Raw genomic sequence first — 19,624 nt, forward strand, 5'->3', positions numbered from 1 at the left:
CGGCCCCCAATAAAACAGGGTTACCTTAGAGCATATGCCCCCTTGCCGCCGCGCACATCATCCCAGTGGCGCGTTTTCCAGTGGGCCACTTAACCCGCCCGGCGATGCGTCAGGTGGCCAGATCGCGCCGGCTCCGCCTTTAGTCGGACCCTCAAATCAGCCCTAGGCCGGATGAACGTAACCGTTTCGGGGCGTATTCTGAGGACATGATATGGCTACTCACTGATTTGAGGATATCACCATGGCAGCTATGAAAGTCTATTCCGTGGATCTGGCCCAGGAAACGATCGCAGCGCTCCGCTCGCAGGTGGAAGGCGCGGTCGTAACGCCTCAGGATCCCGACTATGACACCGCGCGCAGCGCGTGGAATCTCAGCGTTACGCAATACCCGGCGGTGGTCGTGACCGCGCAGAACGCCGAGGATGTCGTCGCGGCGGTTCGTTTCGCCCGCGCTCACGGGCTTGAAATCGCCGTCCAGTCGACCGGTCACGGCGTCACTCTGCCCGCCGATAGCTGCATGCTCATCGTCACCTCGCGCATGAACGGCGTGGTCATCGACGCCGAAGCGCAGATCGCGCACGTTCAGGGCGGCGCGCAGTGGCATCACGTTTTGGGTCCGGCGCAGGAAGCCGGTCTGGCCCCCCTGCTCGGCTCCTCGCCCGACGTCGGCGTCGTCGGTTATACGCTCGGCGGCGGCATGGGCTGGCTGGCGCGTAAGTACGGCATGGCGACCGACAGCGTGGTGTACTTCGACGTCGTTACGGCGGATGGCGAGCTGATCCGCGCCAGCGCGAACGAACACAGCGACCTGTTCTGGGCGCTGCGCGGCGGCGGCGGCAGCTTCGGCGTGATCACGTCGCTCGGTTTCCGTCTCTACGCCGAAACGACGATCTACGGCGGCAACCTGTTCTACCCAATCGAGATGGCGAGCGCGGTCATCACCCGCTTCCGCGACTGGATCCAGAGCGCGCCAGAAGCGCTGACCTCCGCCGTCACCATCATGAACTTCCCGCCCCTGCCGGTCGTGCCGGAGCCGCTGCGCGGCAAGTCCGCGATTTTGGTGCGCGGCTGCTACGCCGGGCCAGTGGAAGAAGGCGAAGCCCTGATCCAGCAGTGGATCGACTGGCAAGCGCCGTTCATCAACACCTTCCACGCGATGCCCGTCACGGAAATCGCCGCCATCAGCAACGACCCGCGCGATCCCATGCCCGCCTTTGCGTCGGGCGGCTGGATGACCGGCATCAGCGACGAAACGGTCGAGACGCTGCTGCGCTACGCGGTGCCCACCGACCACTCGTACCCGCTGGTCATGACCGAAATCCGGCACGCGGGCGGCGCTATCGCCCGGCCCGGAGCGGATTCGGCGGCATTCAGCCACCGCGACGCGCCGCTGGTGCTGAGCCTCGTCGGGGCCAGCCCCACGCCCGAAGTGAAGGCCGCGCTCAGCGCCTATGTCATCGAAATGAAGCAGGCACTCGGCAGCGCAATGCACAGCGGCGTGTACATGAACTTCCTTGAAGGTCACGAATCGCGCCAGCGCACCCGCGACGCGTATTCCTCCGACACGTACCGCCGCCTGATCGCGGTCAAGGCCAAGTACGATCCGGAGAACGTCTTCTGCCACGGCTTCGACATTCCGGCCAGCGCGAACTAGCGCGGCGGCACGGAGCCAACCAGGGGTTTCGCAGGGCGGGTCACACGATCCGCCCTGTTTTTTGCCCCGCCCGCGCCTAACCTTCGGGCGCGTGAGACTCGAAGGTCACTTCGGGGTACGGTGACGGCCCATTCAGCAGATCGCCCGGTTCGCCGTCGAGATACGTGTCGAAAAACGCCAGCAGATAGTCGTCGGTGATCCGCAGCGCCCGCACCGAGTCGATCGGGCCTAACTGGTCCGCCACATCCGCCAGCAGGCCGCTCAGCAGGCTGGAATCGCCGAAGTTGAGGTGCTCCGTCCCCGCGATGGTGACCGAATAGGCCGTCTCCGCATTCGTGTAGGCCGTATAGGCGGCATCAAACTGGCCGAGCAGCAGTTCCGCCTGCTCCGGCGTGAGGCCCAGCGCCGCGAGTTCCTCGTCGGGGGGCACCAGCACCGGCTCCGTGACGGGCATACTCTCTTCGCACAGGAACAACAGCGGCCCGATCGCGCTGCCATAGTCGGTCGCCCACAGGCTGCCATCCAGATCCGCCGCTGCCTTGATCCGGCCATCGCGCGACATCGCTTCGACGGCAGTCGCGCCGCCGAACGAGTGCCCGAACATCCCGATCCGGTCGAGGTCCAGCCGCCCGCCCAGCGCCGGATCGCTCGCGTCGATCTCGGCCAGTTGGTCGAGCACGAACAGTGCGTCACCGGTCGTCAGCTCCAGGACGGTTTGCGCCTGATCCCAGCTCCCCACCATCTGATCGTAGAGCGGCGCGTCCGCGCCCGCCAGGTTGTACAGCGGACTGGCCTGTTCCAGCATCGGCAGCGCGCGGCCATCCGGCAGCACCGTGATGAGCGCGTTATAGGTGTGCGTGATCCCGACCACGACGTACCCGTGGCTGGCGAGATCCTCCGCAAACGCGGTATACAGCACCGCGTGCGAGCTGTCGCCCCCGTGCAACATGATCAGCACGGGATACGTCGCTTCTGCGTCAGACACCGGCACGCCAGACAGCGCGTGCACGTGGACCCGATCGAGCACCGCCGGATCGAGTCCGAACAGCGCCACGACGCCCGCCGCGAGATCGTCATCCAGCCAGGGCGCGGGCTGCGCGCCGGGATCAGGATCGGCGGGATACCACACTGTCAGCATCAATTCGCGCCTGTCGCCCGGATCGTCCGTCAGCGTTTCGTCGCGCGCGTCGTCTTTCACGTAAAGGGATAACCGCCCCACGCCGAACGATCCTGACGGGTCGGGATACGTCACGTCCCCACTCTGCGCGGAGGCCGCCGCAGGCAGCATCAGCGCCAGCAAAACCACCACAACGAGCATGCGTTTCATCTGTTGCTCCTCGACTTACCGCAAAGGATCCACACCTCTCCATACGCAGCCGCGTTGTGAAAGTTTTTGCCAGGATCGTTCTCACCCAATCGTTTGTGTGTATCATGAAGGGAGCGCAGCACCGTCGTTTTGTCACGTTATTGCGGATTAACCACGGGGCTGGATTGCGCTTTTCGTAGGGGCGGGGCTTGCTCCGCCCGTTTTCCCCCGGGATCCCCGCGCAACAGGGTTACGTGGGAAGGGGTCAGGGAATGGGAGCAGTGTGCAGATTGTCGGATTTAAAATAAACGTGCATTGCATCGCCCGCCAAACAAAAAAAGCGGAGGCAGATTGCTCCGCCCCCGCATTTTGCTAGCGTGAAGAAAGAACGTCCCGCAGCTACCCGCCCTGCAATAAGTGCTGCACGTCATCCCGGAACAGCAGCATGATCACCGTGGCGATCACGATATACGGCCCATACGGCAGCGGCGTGAACAGCGCGTAGCGGCGGCGCATCAGCGCGCGCCCCGCAAGATACACGACCGCGCCCAGCGCCCCCACGAACACCGTGATCACGGCGGCAAAAATGAACGCCCGCCAACCGAGCATCAGGCCGCTGAGCGTGGCGAGCATCACGTCGCCAAACCCGAACGCGATCTCGCCCGTGTTCGCCGCCTGCGAAAACGCAACCCCGCCCAGGAACATCGCAAAAAACACCACGAAGCCCTCCAGGCCGCCCAGCAGATAATCGCTGAAGGCGTGTTCCTCGCCGGGCGACACGGCGGCAACGATCAGCGCGAACAGGCACGCGGGCAACACCACCACGAACAGGATCAGCCGGTGTTCCACGTCGATCACGGTGATCAGGATCAGCACCGCGACGTACACCATCCACGGTACGAGGTTCGTCTCGTCGCGCAGCCAGTAAGCCATCGCCGCGAAGAACCCCGCCGTGACGATTTCGGTAATCGGGTGACGCCAGCTCAGCCACGCGGTCGGATCGAAGGACGACGCGCGCTGACCGGTCAGGAAGGCCGTCACACCGAGCCATGCGCTCACCGGGCGCGGGCTGTCGTCGGGATAATGCGGCGCGCGCGGAAGCCCGTGCACGGGCAGATCATCGGCCAGCGCGTTGATCAGGCCACCCACCAGCAGGCCGACGATCCCGGCCACTACCGCTATCACGATCTCCATCTGGCTTTCCCCCTCATACCTTTACTGCACGCGGCGGCAGCCCTTCGGGCCGGTCCAGAACAGGCGGCGACGTCGGCGTGGGACTGCCGGGCGGCGGCGGCAGCAAATGCAGCGACGCGCCAAGCACGATCACCGTCACGACCAGCGCGACGAGCACCAACAGCCAGAACCGGGCCGCAGCTTTTTGACGATCCATCAGCCTGTCCTCCTGGCCCCGGATTATACCAGAACCCCGCAAATCGATTTGTCAGGAACTTTAGACGAACGTCAGGCCGCTGTCAGCAAAACTGATTGCCCTGTGGAGTGTGGGAATCTATAATGCAGGGTGTCACATAGGGCTGTCGGTGTAGATCCACCGGACGGCCAGCAGAAAGGGGCGACGGATATGATAACGCCGCTGGCAAGTGCGCTGAGCGACCTGTTCGAGGGCAACTTGTTGAACCTCGTCTATATGGGCGCGCTGTTCGTCGGCGTGGTGTACGCCATTTTCCTGGTGTTCTTCCACGGCGTCGCAGATGCTCTGGGCCACCTGGATCTGGATGTGCACACGAATTTCGACCTGGGCGATCACGATACGGGCGACGCGGTAGGCGTCAGCATGCTGGCGATTGCCAGTTTCGTGTCGGCCTTTGGCGCGTCAGGATTGATCGCCGTCACCCTGCTCGACGCGGGCAGCGCGGCCAGTTTGGGCGCGGCCCTGCTCGGCGGGCTGGTCGTCGGCATTCTCGCGCAGCTGTTTTTCGTGTACATTTTATCGCCGACGGTAAGCAGCGAGGTCCGGCAGTCCCGGTTGATCGGCATGGTGGGTGAAATCATCACGCCGATCCCCGAAAACGGCGTCGGCCAGATCGCGCTGGTGGCCGAGGGCACCCGCGTGACCTACAGCGCGCGCTCGACCAAACACGGCCAGTCCGTCCCGCGCGGGATGCCGGTCCGCATCGAGCGGATCTCCGGCGGTGTCGTGTACGTGGCGCCGGTCGAGCAGCCTATCTCATTCTGAATACCTGCGTGTGTGAAGCGGCTTTACTTGTATAGTCAGCCCGCCCAGAAAGGACAACGCTGATGGAAGCCTTAGGCGCATTTGTGATTTTGTTGAGCCTGTTTGTGCTCTTCGTGCTGGTCGCCGTGTACGCCACACGCGTGCGCAAGGTCGGCCCCAACGAAGTGCTCGTCATTTCGGGTCGCAAGCGTCGCAACCCGGAAACCGGCGAGATCGAGCCGTACCGCATCGTCAAGGGCGGACGCGCGTTCATCTGGCCGGTGCTGGAGCGCGTCGATACGCTCTCGCTGGAACTGATGACGATTGAGATCGTCACCGACGACGTGTACACCATCCAGGGCGTGGCGATCACGCTCGAAGGCGTCGCGCAGATCAAGGTCGCCAGCGACGACGTGTCGATCCGCACCGCTGCCGAGCGTTTCCTGTCGAAGTCGCGCGCGGAGATCATCAACGTCGCGCACGAAACGCTGGCCGGTCACCTGCGCGCCATCATCGGCACGCTGACCGTCGAACAGATCTACCGCGAGCGCGACGTCTTCGCACAGAGTGTGCAGGACGTGTCCGCAAGTGACCTGTCGAACATGGGCCTGGGCATCGACACGTTCGTGATCAAGGACGTGCGCGACAAGGAAGGCTACCTGGAAGCCCTGGGCCGTCCGCGCATCGCGGAAGTGAAGCGCGACGCCACCATCGCGGAACAGATGGCCCGCACGCGTGAAGCCGAGTCCATGCGCGACTACGAGCTTCAGAAAGCCGCCTACGACAACGAAGTGTCGCGCAAGCGCGCCGAAGCCAATCTGGCCGGTACGCTGCAGGAGAACAAGACCAACCAGCTCGTCCGCGCCGAGCAGGTGCAGATCGAAGTCATCGAGAAGAAGAAGCAGATCGAGGTTCAGGAGCAGGAAGCGCTGCGCCGCGAACGCGAGCTTGAAGCCACCGTGCGTAAGCCCGCCGAGGCCCGCCAGTACGAAATTCAGACCCTGGCCTCTGCTGAGAAGTTTGAGATCCGCGCGCGCGCCGAAGCGGAAGCCGATGCCATCCGCATCAAGGGTGAAGCGGAAGCCGACGCCATCCGCGCCCGTGGTCTGGCCGAAGCCGAGGCCATGAAGCAGAAGGCCGCCGCGTGGGAGAACTACACCCAGGCCGCGCTCATCCAGCAGATCATCGACCGCCTGCCCGAAGTGGCCTCCGCCGTGTCTGCGCCGCTAGCCAAGACCGAGCGCATCGTGGTCATCAGCAACGGCGACGGCAAGGGCGCGGGTGCGTCCAAAATCAGCGGCGACATCGCCAGCATCATCTCGCAGGTCCCGGCGACCGTCGAGGCGCTGACCGGCCTCAACCTGATCGACGCGCTCAACCGCGTGCCCGGCATGACCGCTGCGGCCCCCGCCCCCAACGGCAGCGCCGAACCGGCCAAGCCCGAAGAGGCCTGATCCGCCACGGCCTAACAAACCGTTCGGAATTTGTAGGGGCGTATAACGATACGCCCCTACGTTTGTTTGCCGGACGCGCGCACTCTGGAGCAAAAATGAGGCGGAGCGGGCCGCGGCCCCGGCGGATCAGGGAATGGACCGGGGAGAGGTGAGTTCCGCTCCCGGATCGCGCCACAGCCTGACAACGCCCCGCCCCGCGTGCGTATAACAAACTGGTGTCGCTCACCCACAAGCTGGAGATTTCCGTTATGCCTCTTTCCCGCCGCACCGCTCTCACCGCCGTCCTGATAGCGCTTCTGATCGCATTGGCGCTGCCCGTCGGCGGCGCGCCTGCCGCCCGCGCCCAGGATCCGGACACGATCACGATTGGTACGACCGACCTGCCCACTTCACTCGATCCCGGCGACGCGTACGACTTCGCCGCATGGGAAGTGCTCAGCCACCTGTACACCGGGCTGACGCGTCAGGTGCCGGGCACGGTCGAGTACGAGCTGGCGCTGGCCGAGAGCGTCACGGTCAGCGACGACCGTCTGACCTACACCTTCACCCTGCGCCCGGATGCCGTCTTCAGCGACGGCACGCCCATTACGGCGCAGACGTTCGTGGACAGCATCACCCGCACGCGCGCCCTGGAGCGCGACGCTGCCCAGGTGATCGAAGATGCGGTCGAGACCGTCACGGCGGACGACGAGGGCCATCTGGTGTTCACGCTGGAACGGCCCGTGCCCTACTTCCTCGCGCTGCTTTCGCTGCCGCCCTATTTCCCGCAGCATCCCGACTTGGCCGCCAGCGAGCAGCCGCAGCCGTTCGCGGAGGGCTTGATCGGCAACGGGCCGTACACGCTCGACTCGTTCGACGTGGGTGACGGCATCGTACTCGCGGCGAATCCGTCCTACACGCTCGGCCCTGCCCCGCTGACGCCGCGCATCGTGCTGCGGGGCTATCCGCGCGCGCAGGATCTGCGCGAGGCGCTGTTGAACGGCGAGGTCGATCTGGCGTGGCGCGCGCTGTTCACCAGCGACCTGACCACGCTGCAAAACGCCGACGGCATCCAACTGATCGACGTGCCCAGCACGCGCGTGTTTTACCTGGACTACAACCACACCCGCGAGCCGTTTGAAGATCCCTTTGCCCGCGAAGGTGTGACTCTGTTCCTGAACCGGGCCAGCCTCGTCAACGACGCGCTGCACGGCTTCGCCACGCCGTTGACCAGCCTGGTGCCTGAACTGTTCGCGGATGCCTACGCGCCCGTCTGGCCGGATGCGCCCGACGTCGAGCGCGCCGAGGAAGTGCTGCGTGCCGCGTCGTACAGCACGCGCGGATCGTCGCGGCTCCAGTTCCAGATCAATTTCTCGCAGCCAACGTACGGCGACGCGTACGTTGGCGCAGTGGGCGAACTGATCCGCGCCAGCTTCTCGCCTACCGATTTCGTGGATACGGGCGCGTTCTCCAACATCGAGACGTCCACCTTCGTGCGCGCGCTGGAACGCGGCGAGGGTCAGGCGTTCCTGTTCGCCTGGACGCCTATCGTGCCCGATCCCGCCGCCTATCTGGGCCCGCTGGTGCATTCCCGGTCGATGATCCCGCGCAACGCCGGATATGCCAGCGACGACAAAGACGCCCTGCTCGATCAGGCCGCGCTGCTCGATGACCCTGCCGCGCGCGGCGCGCTCTACCGTGATGTCGCCGGGCTGCTGCTCAATGCCTACGACCTCGTCCCGCTGTGGCAGGATCACATCCAGGTCGCCGCGCGGGACGGCATCAGCGGCATCACGCTGGAACCGAACTTCTTCCTGCACTACGATCTGCTGGCACGCGACTAGAGCGCCCCACGCAAGCGGAGGGAAGGGGAATCGCCGCACTCAACCTTGTTGCGTGGGGACCTGGGGCGAAAAACGGGCGGAGCAAGCCCCGCCCCTACGGATCATGGGGTAACGAGTGAGGGAGAACCCGTTTTCTCACTCGAAAAGTGCATAACAGCCTCTAGTCCCGGCGAAAGCCGGCTTCGATCAAAAAACAGGCCGGGCGACACACATCACCCGGCCTGTTTGCTTCTGTCGTCTCGATCGATTGATCGCCTCGCCCCGTCACGGCACGAGGTTCCACTCCAGCCAATAACCGCCCAACTGCCGCACTACGTTCGCAAACTCGTTGAAATCGATCGGCTTGCGTACGTAGCTGTTCGCGCCGCGCAGATAGCTTTCCACGACGTCGCTGTGCTCGTCCGAGGAGGTCAGCATCACCGTGGGGATCAGCCGCGTGCGCGGGTCCATGCGCAGGCGCTGAAGCACGTCCAACCCGCTCATGCCCGGCAGCTTGATATCGAGCAAGATGAGACTCGGCTGGACGCTCAGGTCGCGGCCAAAGTAGCTGCCCATTCCAAACAGGTAATCGAGCGCTTCGATCCCGCTGCGCGCAACGACCAGCTCGAACGACATGCTTTCGCGTCTGAGTGCACGCCGTGTCAGTGCGACCTCGTCCTCATTGTCCTCAACCAGCAGAATGATCGTTTTCGTGCACATACGGGTCTCACCTAACTTGCGACCGGCGGCCAGATCACAGCAAATATCCGGATAACTATCTATTACTACTCAGAAAGTTTGCATATTTTTATCGTAATACACAGCAGCCATCAGATGAGGAACCGCGCGCCCTTATTATACCGCGTTTTACCGAAATCAGTCGATATTGCGCCGCATACTGTAACGCGGGTTGAAACACAAAAAGGATCGCCGGGGCGATCCTTCGCGTTTGATATGGATATCTCTGAACGCGGTTACGGCTTGGAATCGTAACCGGGGCCAGACTGGAAGAAATCGTAGTTCGGCTGAATATCTTCGGTCAGGTCCACGACCTCGCCGCCGTCCGAAGCATAACGCTCGCCACGGAACGGAATGCGCTCCTGGCCTGCCGCCAGTTCGTAGGACGCCGGGACTTCATCTTCGACGAAGATGGCCTCGAACGGGCATTCCGGCACGCACGCACCGCAGTCGATGCAGGTGTCGGGATCGATGAAATACCACGGCCACTCGTTCTCGGGGAACCCGGGCACGATGCAGTCCACCGGGCAAACTTCAACGCATGCGCCGTCGCGCAAGCAAATGCTGGTAATGATGTGAGTCATGCGTCAAGCTCCTGTAGTGGTAAGGTTCAAAAAACACTGTTACTCGATGCCGTCGCGGCATCGCACAAGCCAGGCTTTCCAGGGCAAACGTGCGCCGCGATAGCAGCGGGCACTGCGTTGCTCGGCGCGCCAATTAATGACGTTCACTATACCAGATACCCGTGAAAGTACAACTCAAAATCGCTCAAAAAAAGAGCGAATGCCCTGCGAGGCATTCGCTCCTGGTCGTGCGAAAACGAATGAGGCTAGCCGCGTGCGGCAGCGAGACGCTCCGCCACGTCCGACCAGTTGACCACGTTCCAGAACGCTTCCACGTACGCGGCGCGTTGGTTTTGGTACTTCAGATAATACGCGTGCTCCCACACGTCCAGCACCAGCAGCGGCGCGACGCCCCACTGCGTGAGGTTCTGGTGCTTCTCGGCGGTCAGGACCGACAGGTGGCGGCCTTCCGGCTCCCACACCAGCAGCGCCCAGCCGCTGCCCTCGACCGCGTTCGCCGCCGCCGAGAACTGCGCCTTGAACTTATCGAAGCTGCCGAAATCCTGGTTGATCTGGGCCGCCAGATCGCCGCCGGGCTGCCCGCCGCCGCCGTTGCCCGCCGGGGCCATGTTGGGCCAGAAGATGCTGTGCAGGAAGTGGCCCGACCCGTGGAACGCGGCCTCACGCTCCCAGTGCTTGATCAGGGAAAAGTTACCCTCGTCGCGCGCCTTCGCCAGCTCGTCCTCGGCCTTGTTCAGCCCGTTCACATAGCCCAGATGGTGCTTATCGTGATGCAGGTGCATCGTCTGCTCGTCAATATGGGGCTCCAGCGCGTCGTAGGCGTAGGGGAGCGGCGGAAGTTCGTGCTTGGTTGACATGGTCTGTCTCCTTATATAAGGTACCGTCAAACACAACCTACAGGCTCTCGCAGAGAGCACCGGCGCCAGCCTGGTCGGTAGGGAGTAATCCATGCGGCCTAACGCCAATTTTCTCTAAAACTGATTATAAAAACTTTTGAGTCTTATCCGCATAAACATTTCATAAGATTGCCGCGCCACGCACGGGTGTAAGCGTTTGTCTGCCCGCGCACGGTTTCGGCGCGCAAAGTCTCATGTTATACTGCGGGTTAGGCACTTATTAAAATCGCAGGCCAGTTCCTGATGAACCACATCACGATTCTCTATACGGGCGACATCCACGCCAACATCGAGCGTTTTTTGCGTCTGGCGACCCTGGCCTACAGCCAGCGTTACGAGCTGACCGCCGTCGGTCGCCACGTGATCCTGGTCGATACGGGCGACGCCGAGGATCGCGCCTGCCTGGAGAGCGACCTGACCAAAGGCGCCGCCATCTACCGCCTGATGCGCACGGCGGGCTATCAGGCCGCCGTCGTCGGAAACGGGCTGCTGCTCGCGTACGGGCCGCAGGTGCTACGCGGCGTCAGCAGCGCCAGCAACATTCCGCTCCTGTGCGCCAACGTGCTCACGCGCGACCTGCACCCCACCCCCCTGCCCGGCACCTCGCCCACGCGCATCATCACCTGCGGCACGATCCGCGTCGGGCTGATCGGCCTGACCACCGAGATCAAAGACACCTACGAGCAGTTTTATAACCTGCGTGTGCCGAACACCATCGAGATGGCGCGCCAGCAGCTTCACGCCCTGCGCGCCCAGGGATGCCAGGTGATCGGCGCGCTGTCGCATCTCGGCTACGAGCGCGACGTCGAGCTGGCCGAAACCGTCCCGGAACTCAATTTCATCATCGGCGGGCATTCTCATGCGCGGATGGCCGCCCCGCGCGTGATCTACGGCGTGCCGATCTGCCACGCGGGCGACCGGGCGCGCTACCTGGGGCGGCTGGACTTGACGCTGGACGATCACGATAAGCTGGTCGAGTGGCGCGGGCAGATCCTGTCCGTGCATGAAGACCTGCCGCCTCACCCTGCCGTGAGCACCGCCTGGGAATCCATCCAGGAGGACGTCGCGCGCAAGTTGGAACAGGAAGTCACGCACCTTACCGCGCCCGCGACGCTCGCCACGGACAGCGCGTGCAGCCTGGGGCAGATGGCGGCGGACGCGCTGCGTGAGCGCATGCACGCTCAGGCCGCGATCCTCGTGACCGGCCACTTCTCCGGCGATCTGCCCGAGGAGGCGGTAACATTGGGCGATATGGCGCGCGCCTGCCCCTCGACGGCCAACGCGGGCGCTGCCGAAGTGACGGGCGCGCAGCTTCTGCGTGCGCTCGAATATGGGGCCGATCCCGACGTGTGGAACCGCACGCCGCGCGCCATGAACAACAATCCGGTGGGCATCCTCCAGGTGTCCGGCCTGCGCTATCGCCTGAACCCGAGCGCCCCGTTCGGCCAGCGCGTGAGCGACGTGGAGATCGAGGGCGAGCCAGTGCAGCCGGACGCGCTCTACGTGGTGGCCGCTACGGACTTCGAGCTGATGCCGCGCCGGGGCTACTTCCCCGACATGAATCTGGAAGACGTGACGCTGGACGTGACGCGTGTCCTGCGCGAAGTGCTGCAAGACTACCTGCGCCGCCAGTCCGTGAACACGCCGCCGGACGAGCCGCGCATCCTGCGCCGCGAGGCTGCGATCGAGCGCATCCCGGAGCCGCCGACCAGCCCCGACGACACACCTCGCCCGCACAAAACACAGCCCCTGGGCGACATTCTGCGGCAGGTTCCCCGCCGCCCACCCGATCAGTAAGCAGAATGGGCAGCTAACAAAAAAAGCGCGTGTGAGATGATCTCACACGCGCTTCTGTCTTGCGTAATGCGGTCGCGGGCTTACAGCCCGTGCATCCGCCGCAGCAGCGCCAGATCGTCCAGCGCGCGTCCCGCGCCGACCGCCGTCGCCACCATCGGATCTTCCGTGCGATAGGCAGGCACGCCGACGGCGCGCGTCACGTATTCGTCGATGCCGCGCAGCATCGCCCCGCCCCCGGTCAGCACGATGCCCCGGTCGATGATGTCTGAGGCCAGCTCCGGCGGCGTCTTTTCCAGCACGGATTTCGCCGCGCCGACGATCGCGGCCAGCGGCTCCTCGATCGCCTCGACTACTTCGCTGGTCGTGACCGTGATCGTGCGCGGCAGCCCGCCGACCTGGTCGCGCCCCTGGATCTCCATGCTCAGTTCTTCACCGATATCCACCGCCGCGCCGATCTGAATCTTGATCGACTCTGCCGTGGGTTCCCCGATCACGAGGCTGTACTTGCGCCGGATGTAGTTGATGATCGCGTCATCGAGCCGCATCCCGCCCATGCGGACGCTGTCCGCCACGACGATGCCGTTCATCGCCAGCACCGCCGCCTCGCTGATCCCGCCGCCCAGATTGAATACCATGTTCCCGGCGGGGGTGCTGATCGGCAGGCCCGCGCCCAGCGCCGCCAGCAGCGGCTCCGGCAGCAGGTAGGCCACGCGCGCCCCGGCGCGGATCGTCGCCTCGTGCACGGCGCGCTTCTCGACGCTCGTCACGCCGTAGGGCACGCTGATCATTACTTCCGGCCTGCGCGTGCGCACCCGCCCGCCGATTTTGCGCAAAAAGTAGCGCAGCATCGCTTCCGTCACTTCGTAGTCCGCGATCACGCCGTCGCGCAGCGGGCGGATCACCTCGATATGCTCCGGGTGACGCCCATACATATCGCGCGCTTCCTGCCCCACCGCCACGACGCGCTCATCCTCAATCGTGAGCGCCACCATCGCGGGTTCTTGCAGCACAATCTGGTTGTTTGCGTAGACCATCACGTTGACCGTGCCCAGGTCCACGCCGAGTTTTCGTACGAATAGCGCCATGTACCAACACCTTCTGCGTGCCGTAATTCACGTACCGCAAAGATTTTAGCTTACCATACCGCGTCCTGCCCGGCTAGGCGAAATTTAAGCGGTCACTGTGGGGGCGCATCCAAACCGTTCGCCGCGCGTATAATTCATCAAAGCGCGCCCATCATCGCGTCGCGCGTCGCTGCAAAGGATCAAAAATATGCGCATCGTTCCGTTTGAGTCCGCCCACATTCCCCAGGCCGCCGCGCTGTTCGCCGGACGCTTCGCCGCGCTGCACCGCCGCGTCCCGATCCTGCCCGGCACGCTGGCCGATCCCGCGTGCGTCGAGGAGCGCCTGAACGCGATCACCGGCGGGCGGGCCGTCGCCGCCTTCGACGGCGACCGGTTGATCGGCTACCTGGGCGGCTTCGTGGTCGATCACTTCCGCGAAACAACGCGCCGCGCCGCGTACTGCCCCGAATGGGGTCACGCCGTGGCGGGCGACTCCACTCGCGCGGTCTACAACGCGCTCTACCGCGCCATCTCCGCGCAGTGGGCCAATGAGGGCTGCGACACGCACTGCCTGACGCTGCTGGCAGGCGACCGGGACGTGGAACAGACGTGGTTCTGGAGCGGCTTCGGGATGGTGCTGCTTGACGCGATCCGGCCTCTGGACGCGCTCGATGTGCGCCCGCCCGCCGGGCTGACGGTGCGGCAGGCCGCGCCTCAGGACGCGGACGCGCTGGCCGATCTCGACGCGGAACACTGGACGCACTATGCGCAGCCGCCCGTGTTTATGGTCCCGCAGCCGTCCACGGACGCCGCCGAATTCGCCGCGCTGCTCGACGATCCCAACAACAGCGTGTGGCTCGCGCTGGACGGGGACACGCTCGCCGGATTCATGCGCTTCGAGGGCCGCAGCCACGGGGCCGCCGCCATCGTGGAGGACGATGCGACCGCGGCGATCACCGGCGCGTACGTCCGCCCCGCCTACCGGGGCCGGGGCGCAGCGCCCGCCCTGCTCGACGCGGCGCTGCGGCACTACGCGGCGCTGCGGCACTACGCGGCGCATGGCTTCGCGCGCTGTTCGGTCGATTTCGAGTCGTTCAATCCCGAAGCGGCGCACTTCTGGCCGAAATACTTCGAGCCGGTTTGCGTCTCGGTTTTGCGCGTCCCGGAACACGTTGGGCAGCGGCCCTGACGGATCTGTGAGCGCGGGCGGATCACAACGGGCGATGCAAGCATCGCCCCTACGAAAACCAGACCAGATCCCTATTTCCTGACCCCACACAAAAAACGAGGGCAGCTCTGGTTGAGCCGCCCCCGTCAATGTCACGCAAAACACGCTGTGGGTTTTACCCGGCGTTGGTGTCGTCCAGCACGCGGATCTGGTGCCCACTCGCCTCGACGCGCTGCCGGATGCGCACCGCGATTTCGGCGCGGCGCAGTTCCTGCGCGATCTCCGCGCGCTGCGCGTCGGTCGGATGCGCCAGCATCAACTGGCGCGCCCGCTCGCGGGCGGCTTCGACTTCGTCCACGTTGATGTCGTACACGGATTCGGCGTCGTCGGCCAGCACCGTGACCTTGTCGGGCCGCACGTCCACGATCCCGCCGTACACCACGAAGCTCACCTCGTTGTGCCCCTCCACGATCCGCAACTCGCCGTAATTCAGCGTCGTGAGCAGCGGCGTGTGGTTCGGCAGCACGCCCATCTGGCCCTCGCTGCCGGGGATCACTACCAGGGTTGCCTTGGTCGTGTGGTACAGCTCGCGCAAGCGCGAGACCACCTCAACTTCTATGGGCATCGGTGTCTCCCTTCTGCCCTACGCGGCGGCGCGCGTTTCTTCGGCCTGGGCCTCCGCGTACCGCTCGACCACTTCGTCGATCAGCCCGGCCATGTAGAACATCTGCTCCGGGATGTGATCCAGCTCGCCGTCGAGGATCATGCGGAACCCGCGCACCGTCTCGGCCACGGGCACGTAGCGCCCTTCGCGGCCCGTGAACTGTTCCGCCACGAACATCGGCTGGCTGAGGAAGAACTGGATGCGGCGGGCGCGGCCTACGATCGCCTTGTCTTCTTCCGAAAGCTCGTCGATGCCCAGGATGGCGATGATGTCCTGCAGGTCCTTATAGCGCTGGAGCACCTGCTGCACGTCGCGCGCGGTGCGGTAGTGATCTTCACCTACCACCAGCGGATCGAGCACGCGGCTGTTACTCGCCAGCGGGTCCACCGCCGGGAAAATCGCCTGCGCCGCGATCTGCCGGTCGAGCGCGATCGTACCATCCAGGTGCGCGAACACCGCGACCGGGGCCGGGTCGGAATAGTCGTCGGCGGGCACGTACACGGCCTGCAGCGACGTGATCGAGCCGGTCTTGGTGCTGGTGATGCGCTCCTGAAGGTCGCCCATCTCCTGCGCCAGCGTCGGCTGGTAGCCCACGGCGGAGGGCATACGGCCCAGCAGCGCCGACACTTCCGAACCGCTCAGCGAGAAGCGGAAGATGTTGTCGATGAACAGCAGCACGTCGCGGCCCTGGTCGCGGAAATATTCCGCCATCGCCAGCCCGCTCAGCGCCACGCGCAGACGCACGCCCGACGGCTCGTTCATCTGGCCGAAGACCATCGCCGTCTGGTTGATCACGCCGCTTTCGATCATTTCGTGATAGAGCTGCGTGCCTTCACGCGTCCGCTCACCCACGCCCGCGAACACCGAGAATCCGGCGTGCTCCTTGGCGATCGAGCGAATCAGCTCCATGATGATGACGGTCTTGCCCGTGCCCGCGCCGCCGAAGATCCCGGCCTTACCGCCACGACGGAACGGCGCGATCAGGTCGATGACCTTGATGCCCGTCTCGAACATTTCGACGTCGGTTGCCTGCTCGTCGAATGACGGCGCGGAACGATGAATCGGATACCGCAGATCGGTGACAACATCGTCTTTGCCGTCGATGGCCTTGCCAAGCACGTTAAAAATTCGTCCCAGCACTGTCTCACCTACCGGGACCTGGATCGGTGCTCCGGTGGTAAAGGCGGGCACGCCGCGCTGCAAGCCGTCGGTGGTGTCCATCGCCACCGTACGGACCGCGCCGCCGCCCAGGTGCTGCTGCACTTCCAGGATCAGGTCGTCCTGGCCGTCGCGCGGCACGCGGATCGCGTCGTAGATATCGGGCAGTCCCGCATTGTCAGGGAATGCCACGTCCACCACGCCGCCCAGAATCTGAGAAACGACGCCCTTCACTTCCTCTTTAGTCATCGCTACCATGCTGTAGTGTCCTCAATTCTCCTGTGCGACGGGGGCTTAGCCCTTTTGGTCGAGAGCCTCGACGCCGCCGATGATGTCCAAAATCTCACTGGTAATCGCAAGCTGGCGCGCCTTGTTATATTCCAGCGTGAGCATCTCCGACAGCGTTTCCGCGCTCGATGAGGCGTTGCGCATGGCGACCATACGCGCGCTGTGCTCGCTCGACAGGCTCTCGCGCAGGGCCTGCAAGATCTGAAGCTCGGTGAAACGCGGCAGCACTTCCTGAAGGATCGCCTCGGCGCTCGGCTCGTAAGTGTAGACGCGGTGCGCGTTGTGCACTTCCGGGCTGGCCTGCACGAGATCGAGAATCGCGCGGCTCGACGGCTCGAAGGGCTTCAACGGCAGCAGGTGCAGCACCTGCGGACGCTGCGTCATGGTGTTCACGAACTGCGTATAGGCGATGAACACCTCGTCCACCGTGTGATTCAGGAATTCCTCGAAGATCGTCTGCGCGATCGGTGCAACGTCTTCCAGGTCCGGCCCGGCGGGCAGATTCGAGAACTCCGCGACGATGGTCTGCTGCTTGAGATACGCGGGGGCATCCGGGTTCGCCCTCTGCCGCGCGATCCAGCGCCGGACGAGGTCGCGGCCTTTGCGGCCTACCGTCACCCAGTGCACCGGACGCTCGTACTGCTCGACGAAAGTCATCGCGCGCCGCACAATGTTCGTGTTGTACGCGCCCGCCAGCCCGCGATCGCCGGTGATCAGCACCACGGCGATCCGCTTGACGTCGGGGCGCACTTCCAGCAGCGGGTGCAGCGGCGTGCCGCGGCTCTGCGCCGCGACGTTCACCAGCACCTCGTACGCATACTGCGCGTAGGGGCGGCTCGACATGGCCGCGTTCTGCGCGCGGCGTACTGCCGACGCGGATACGGCTTCGAGCGCGTGTGTCACCTGGTTGATGTTCTGCACCGAATTGATTCGGCGCTGAATTTCTCGTGCGGTGGGCATCGCTACGTCCTCTCCGCGCTAGGCTTGCGCTGCTGCCGGTTCGGTCGTGCGCGCCCACGTCTCGTTAAAAGCGTCGATGGTGTCCACGATGATTTTGTCGATCTCGTCGGTCAGCTTGTAATCCGCCGCCTTGACCACCTGCTCGAAGTCCGGCTGGTTGGTGTGGAAGAAGGTCAGGAAGCGCTCTTCCCAGTCCTTCACCTGCGCCACCGGCACGTGATCCAGCTTGCCGCGCGTGCCCGCCACCAGCAGCGCCACCTGATCGCCCAGCGGGGTCGGCTGGTACTGCGGCTGCTTCAGCAGTTCCTGCAAGCGCATACCACGGTCGAGCTGCTGCTGCGTGGCCTTGTCCAGGTCCGAGCCGAACTGCGCGAACGCGGCGAGGCTGCGGAACTGGGCCATTTCCAGCTTCAGGCGGCCCGCGATCTTACGCAGGATCTGGCGCTGCGCGTCACCACCGACGCGGCTGACGCTGATACCCGTATTGATCGCCGGGCGGACGCCCGCGTAGAACAGGTCCGTTTCGAGGAAGATCTGGCCGTCGGTGATCGAAATCACGTTCGTCGGCACGTACGCCGAGACGTCGCCCAGCAGCGTCTCGATGATCGGCAGCGCCGTCAGGCTGCCGCCGCCGCGTTCCTCGGACATCTGCGCCGAGCGCTCCAACAGGCGACTGTGCAGATAGAACACGTCGCCGGGATACGCTTCACGCCCAGGCGGACGGCGCATCAGCAGCGAAACCTGCCGGTAGGCCCATGCATGCTTGGACAGGTCGTCGTAGACGATCAGCGCGTCCTTGCCCTGCTCCATGAAGTACTCGCCCATCGCCGTGCCCGCATAGGGCGCGATGTACTGCAGCGCGGCGGGGTCGGATGCGGACGCCACGACCACGATGGTCGAGTCCATCGCGCCGTGTTCTTCCAGGGTCGCCACCACCCGCGCCACCTGCGCGCGCTTCTGACCGATGGCGACGTAAATCGAAATTACGTTTTCGTCGCGCTGGTTGATGATCGCGTCGAGCGCGATGGCGGTCTTACCCGTCTGGCGGTCACCGATGATCAGCTCGCGCTGGCCGCGACCGATGGCGAACATCGCGTCGATCGCGCGGATACCGGTTTGCAGCGGGCGATACACGTTGCGGCGGTCGATCACGCCGGGGGCGATGCGCTCGGCAGGCAGGGATTCGCTGCTGCGAATCGGTCCCTTGCCGTCGATGGGACGGCCAAGCGCGTCTACCACGCGCCCAACCAGCCCCTCACCCACCGGGACCGAGATCACGCGGCCCGTACCGCGCACCTCGTCGCCTTCACGGATTTCGGTGTAGTCACCCATGATGATCACACCGACGTTATCCGCTTCGAGGTTGAACACCATACCCACCACGCCGTTTTCGAACTGCACCAGTTCGGACGCGCGGATATGGTCCAGCCCTACGACGCGAGCGATACCGTCGCCAACTTCTTCGACGGTTCCGACCTCAACCGCCTTCAGTTCACGCTCAAAGCTCGCTATTTGCTCCAATAAACCTTTGGTCAGATCGCTTGTTAGTTCCGCCATGTAGGGTTGTCTCCTTGCAGCCTGGGGATCTCAGCCTGTGCGTAACGTGCAAATAGTACCTGTTTTGCGCAGATTATTCACATTTGTTCAGTTTTTTCTAAAAGAGATAAACGTTGGGTCGGACGGCAGGGATGGATGGGCGCAAACGGACGACGTCCTTTGTTAAGAATAGTACAATTAAACGAAAAAATCAAAAATTTATCTGACTTTCTCGTTCAGTTTGCCTCTACCCGATTTTCCACGCCGACAGACATCGCGGCATATTCCCAAAATAATCCGGTCATCACCGCGACCTCACCCCCGGCCCCTCTCCAGTCTGGGCTGGTTGAGGGGGCGACAGTAACTTTTTCGCAGCGCATCG

General features: G+C 64.1%; 17 protein-coding genes. 6 read left to right on the forward strand and 11 right to left on the reverse strand.

Going from position 1 to position 19,624, the window contains the following annotated elements; genetic code table 11:
• The first annotated feature begins 241 nt into the window (after positions 1 to 241).
• A complete protein-coding gene (locus V7116_RS08440; RefSeq protein WP_324391463.1) occupies positions 242 to 1,654 on the forward strand; it encodes an FAD-binding oxidoreductase in 1,413 nt (470 codons plus the stop codon).
• 76 nt (positions 1,655 to 1,730) lie between these two features.
• On the opposite strand, the gene V7116_RS08445 is transcribed toward V7116_RS08440, so the two are convergent.
• The 3 genes from V7116_RS08445 to V7116_RS08455 form a co-directional block, all read right to left on the reverse strand.
• Entirely contained in the window at positions 1,731 to 2,981 is a 1,251-nt protein-coding gene (locus V7116_RS08445) for an alpha/beta hydrolase family protein (protein ID WP_324391464.1), read from the reverse strand.
• Positions 2,982 to 3,359: 378 nt separating this feature from the next.
• Positions 3,360 to 4,154, reverse strand: a complete 795-nt coding sequence (locus V7116_RS08450) for a prepilin peptidase (RefSeq protein ID WP_324391465.1) — start codon at positions 4,152 to 4,154, stop codon at positions 3,360 to 3,362.
• 13 nt (positions 4,155 to 4,167) lie between these two features.
• On the reverse strand, positions 4,168 to 4,350 hold the full coding sequence (locus V7116_RS08455) for a hypothetical protein (protein ID WP_324391466.1): 183 nt from the start codon (positions 4,348 to 4,350) through the stop codon (positions 4,168 to 4,170).
• Between the two features lie 189 nt (positions 4,351 to 4,539).
• Between V7116_RS08455 and V7116_RS08460 the strand changes: the two genes are divergently transcribed.
• The 3 genes from V7116_RS08460 to V7116_RS08470 all read left to right on the forward strand — a co-directional run bounded on the left by V7116_RS08460 (position 4,540) and on the right by V7116_RS08470 (position 8,410).
• Complete coding sequence (locus tag V7116_RS08460; protein WP_324391467.1) at positions 4,540 to 5,154, forward strand: NfeD family protein; 615 nt, start codon at positions 4,540 to 4,542, stop codon at positions 5,152 to 5,154.
• Between the two features lie 62 nt (positions 5,155 to 5,216).
• Positions 5,217 to 6,587 carry a flotillin family protein gene (locus V7116_RS08465; RefSeq protein ID WP_324391468.1) on the forward strand — a complete coding sequence of 457 codons (1,371 nt, stop codon included), beginning with the start codon at positions 5,217 to 5,219 and terminating at the stop codon, positions 6,585 to 6,587.
• A 248-nt stretch (positions 6,588 to 6,835) separates the two neighbouring features.
• A complete protein-coding gene (locus tag V7116_RS08470; RefSeq protein ID WP_324391469.1) occupies positions 6,836 to 8,410 on the forward strand; it encodes an ABC transporter substrate-binding protein in 1,575 nt (524 codons plus the stop codon).
• Positions 8,411 to 8,674: 264 nt separating this feature from the next.
• Here V7116_RS08470 and V7116_RS08475 read toward each other — a convergent pair whose 3' ends face one another.
• From V7116_RS08475 to V7116_RS08485, 3 genes are all read right to left on the reverse strand, one after another.
• Positions 8,675 to 9,109, reverse strand: coding sequence for a response regulator (locus V7116_RS08475; protein ID WP_324391470.1), 435 nt, complete (start codon positions 9,107 to 9,109; stop codon positions 8,675 to 8,677).
• A 254-nt stretch (positions 9,110 to 9,363) separates the two neighbouring features.
• The gene (locus V7116_RS08480; protein WP_324391471.1) at positions 9,364 to 9,711 is read right to left on the reverse strand and encodes a 4Fe-4S dicluster domain-containing protein; all 348 of its coding nucleotides are present in this window, start codon (positions 9,709 to 9,711) and stop codon (positions 9,364 to 9,366) included.
• A gap of 245 nt (positions 9,712 to 9,956) precedes the next feature.
• Positions 9,957 to 10,568 (reverse strand): superoxide dismutase, encoded by a 612-nt coding sequence (locus tag V7116_RS08485; protein ID WP_324391472.1) that lies wholly within the window; start codon positions 10,566 to 10,568, stop codon positions 9,957 to 9,959.
• Between the two features lie 282 nt (positions 10,569 to 10,850).
• On the opposite strand from V7116_RS08485, the gene V7116_RS08490 reads away from it, so the two are divergent.
• Positions 10,851 to 12,404, forward strand: coding sequence for a bifunctional metallophosphatase/5'-nucleotidase (locus tag V7116_RS08490; RefSeq protein WP_324391473.1), 1,554 nt, complete (start codon positions 10,851 to 10,853; stop codon positions 12,402 to 12,404).
• Between the two features lie 80 nt (positions 12,405 to 12,484).
• Here the strand turns inward: V7116_RS08490 and V7116_RS08495 are convergent, their stop codons facing one another.
• Positions 12,485 to 13,489 carry a rod shape-determining protein gene (locus V7116_RS08495; RefSeq protein ID WP_324391474.1) on the reverse strand — a complete coding sequence of 335 codons (1,005 nt, stop codon included), beginning with the start codon at positions 13,487 to 13,489 and terminating at the stop codon, positions 12,485 to 12,487.
• 187 nt (positions 13,490 to 13,676) lie between these two features.
• Here V7116_RS08495 and V7116_RS08500 point away from each other — a divergent pair, with 187 nt between their 5' ends.
• Complete coding sequence (locus V7116_RS08500; protein WP_324391475.1) at positions 13,677 to 14,657, forward strand: GNAT family N-acetyltransferase; 981 nt, start codon at positions 13,677 to 13,679, stop codon at positions 14,655 to 14,657.
• A 154-nt stretch (positions 14,658 to 14,811) separates the two neighbouring features.
• On the opposite strand, the gene atpC is transcribed toward V7116_RS08500, so the two are convergent.
• From atpC to atpA, 4 genes are read right to left on the reverse strand one after another with little or no spacing between them, the layout of a single operon-like run.
• Positions 14,812 to 15,261, reverse strand: coding sequence for an ATP synthase F1 subunit epsilon (gene atpC, locus V7116_RS08505; protein ID WP_324391476.1), 450 nt, complete (start codon positions 15,259 to 15,261; stop codon positions 14,812 to 14,814).
• A gap of 18 nt (positions 15,262 to 15,279) precedes the next feature.
• Positions 15,280 to 16,716: a F0F1 ATP synthase subunit beta gene (gene atpD, locus V7116_RS08510; protein ID WP_324391477.1), complete on the reverse strand. Its 1,437-nt coding sequence runs from the start codon at positions 16,714 to 16,716 to the stop codon at positions 15,280 to 15,282.
• Between the two features lie 36 nt (positions 16,717 to 16,752).
• Positions 16,753 to 17,706, reverse strand: coding sequence for an ATP synthase F1 subunit gamma (gene atpG / locus V7116_RS08515; protein WP_324391478.1), 954 nt, complete (start codon positions 17,704 to 17,706; stop codon positions 16,753 to 16,755).
• Between the two features lie 18 nt (positions 17,707 to 17,724).
• Positions 17,725 to 19,263 carry a F0F1 ATP synthase subunit alpha gene (gene atpA / locus V7116_RS08520; protein WP_324391479.1) on the reverse strand — a complete coding sequence of 513 codons (1,539 nt, stop codon included), beginning with the start codon at positions 19,261 to 19,263 and terminating at the stop codon, positions 17,725 to 17,727.
• Positions 19,264 to 19,624 lie beyond the last annotated feature (361 nt).

It is taken from the genome of Aggregatilinea sp., assembly GCF_036822615.1.
Classification (GTDB): domain Bacteria; phylum Chloroflexota; class Anaerolineae; order Aggregatilineales; family Aggregatilineaceae; genus Aggregatilinea.

Excerpts from the sequence above, each read along its gene's own strand:
- atpA (WP_324391479.1), bottom strand. The coding sequence starts at position 19,263 with ATGGCGGAACTAACAAGCGATCTGACCAAAGGTTTATTGGAGCAAATA.
- V7116_RS08470 (WP_324391469.1), top strand. The coding sequence starts at position 6,836 with ATGCCTCTTTCCCGCCGCACCGCTCTCACCGCCGTCCTGATAGCGCTT.
- V7116_RS08465 (WP_324391468.1), top strand. The coding sequence starts at position 5,217 with ATGGAAGCCTTAGGCGCATTTGTGATTTTGTTGAGCCTGTTTGTGCTC.
- atpC (WP_324391476.1), bottom strand. The coding sequence starts at position 15,261 with ATGCCCATAGAAGTTGAGGTGGTCTCGCGCTTGCGCGAGCTGTACCAC.
- atpD (WP_324391477.1), bottom strand. The coding sequence starts at position 16,716 with ATGGTAGCGATGACTAAAGAGGAAGTGAAGGGCGTCGTTTCTCAGATT.
- V7116_RS08485 (WP_324391472.1), bottom strand. The coding sequence starts at position 10,568 with ATGTCAACCAAGCACGAACTTCCGCCGCTCCCCTACGCCTACGACGCG.
- V7116_RS08475 (WP_324391470.1), bottom strand. The coding sequence starts at position 9,109 with ATGTGCACGAAAACGATCATTCTGCTGGTTGAGGACAATGAGGACGAG.
- V7116_RS08455 (WP_324391466.1), bottom strand. The coding sequence starts at position 4,350 with ATGGATCGTCAAAAAGCTGCGGCCCGGTTCTGGCTGTTGGTGCTCGTC.
- V7116_RS08450 (WP_324391465.1), bottom strand. The coding sequence starts at position 4,154 with ATGGAGATCGTGATAGCGGTAGTGGCCGGGATCGTCGGCCTGCTGGTG.
- atpG (WP_324391478.1), bottom strand. The coding sequence starts at position 17,706 with ATGCCCACCGCACGAGAAATTCAGCGCCGAATCAATTCGGTGCAGAAC.
- V7116_RS08460 (WP_324391467.1), top strand. The coding sequence starts at position 4,540 with ATGATAACGCCGCTGGCAAGTGCGCTGAGCGACCTGTTCGAGGGCAAC.
- V7116_RS08495 (WP_324391474.1), bottom strand. The coding sequence starts at position 13,489 with ATGGCGCTATTCGTACGAAAACTCGGCGTGGACCTGGGCACGGTCAAC.
- V7116_RS08480 (WP_324391471.1), bottom strand. The coding sequence starts at position 9,711 with ATGACTCACATCATTACCAGCATTTGCTTGCGCGACGGCGCATGCGTT.
- V7116_RS08440 (WP_324391463.1), top strand. The coding sequence starts at position 242 with ATGGCAGCTATGAAAGTCTATTCCGTGGATCTGGCCCAGGAAACGATC.
- V7116_RS08500 (WP_324391475.1), top strand. The coding sequence starts at position 13,677 with ATGCGCATCGTTCCGTTTGAGTCCGCCCACATTCCCCAGGCCGCCGCG.
- V7116_RS08445 (WP_324391464.1), bottom strand. The coding sequence starts at position 2,981 with ATGAAACGCATGCTCGTTGTGGTGGTTTTGCTGGCGCTGATGCTGCCT.
- V7116_RS08490 (WP_324391473.1), top strand. The coding sequence starts at position 10,851 with ATGAACCACATCACGATTCTCTATACGGGCGACATCCACGCCAACATC.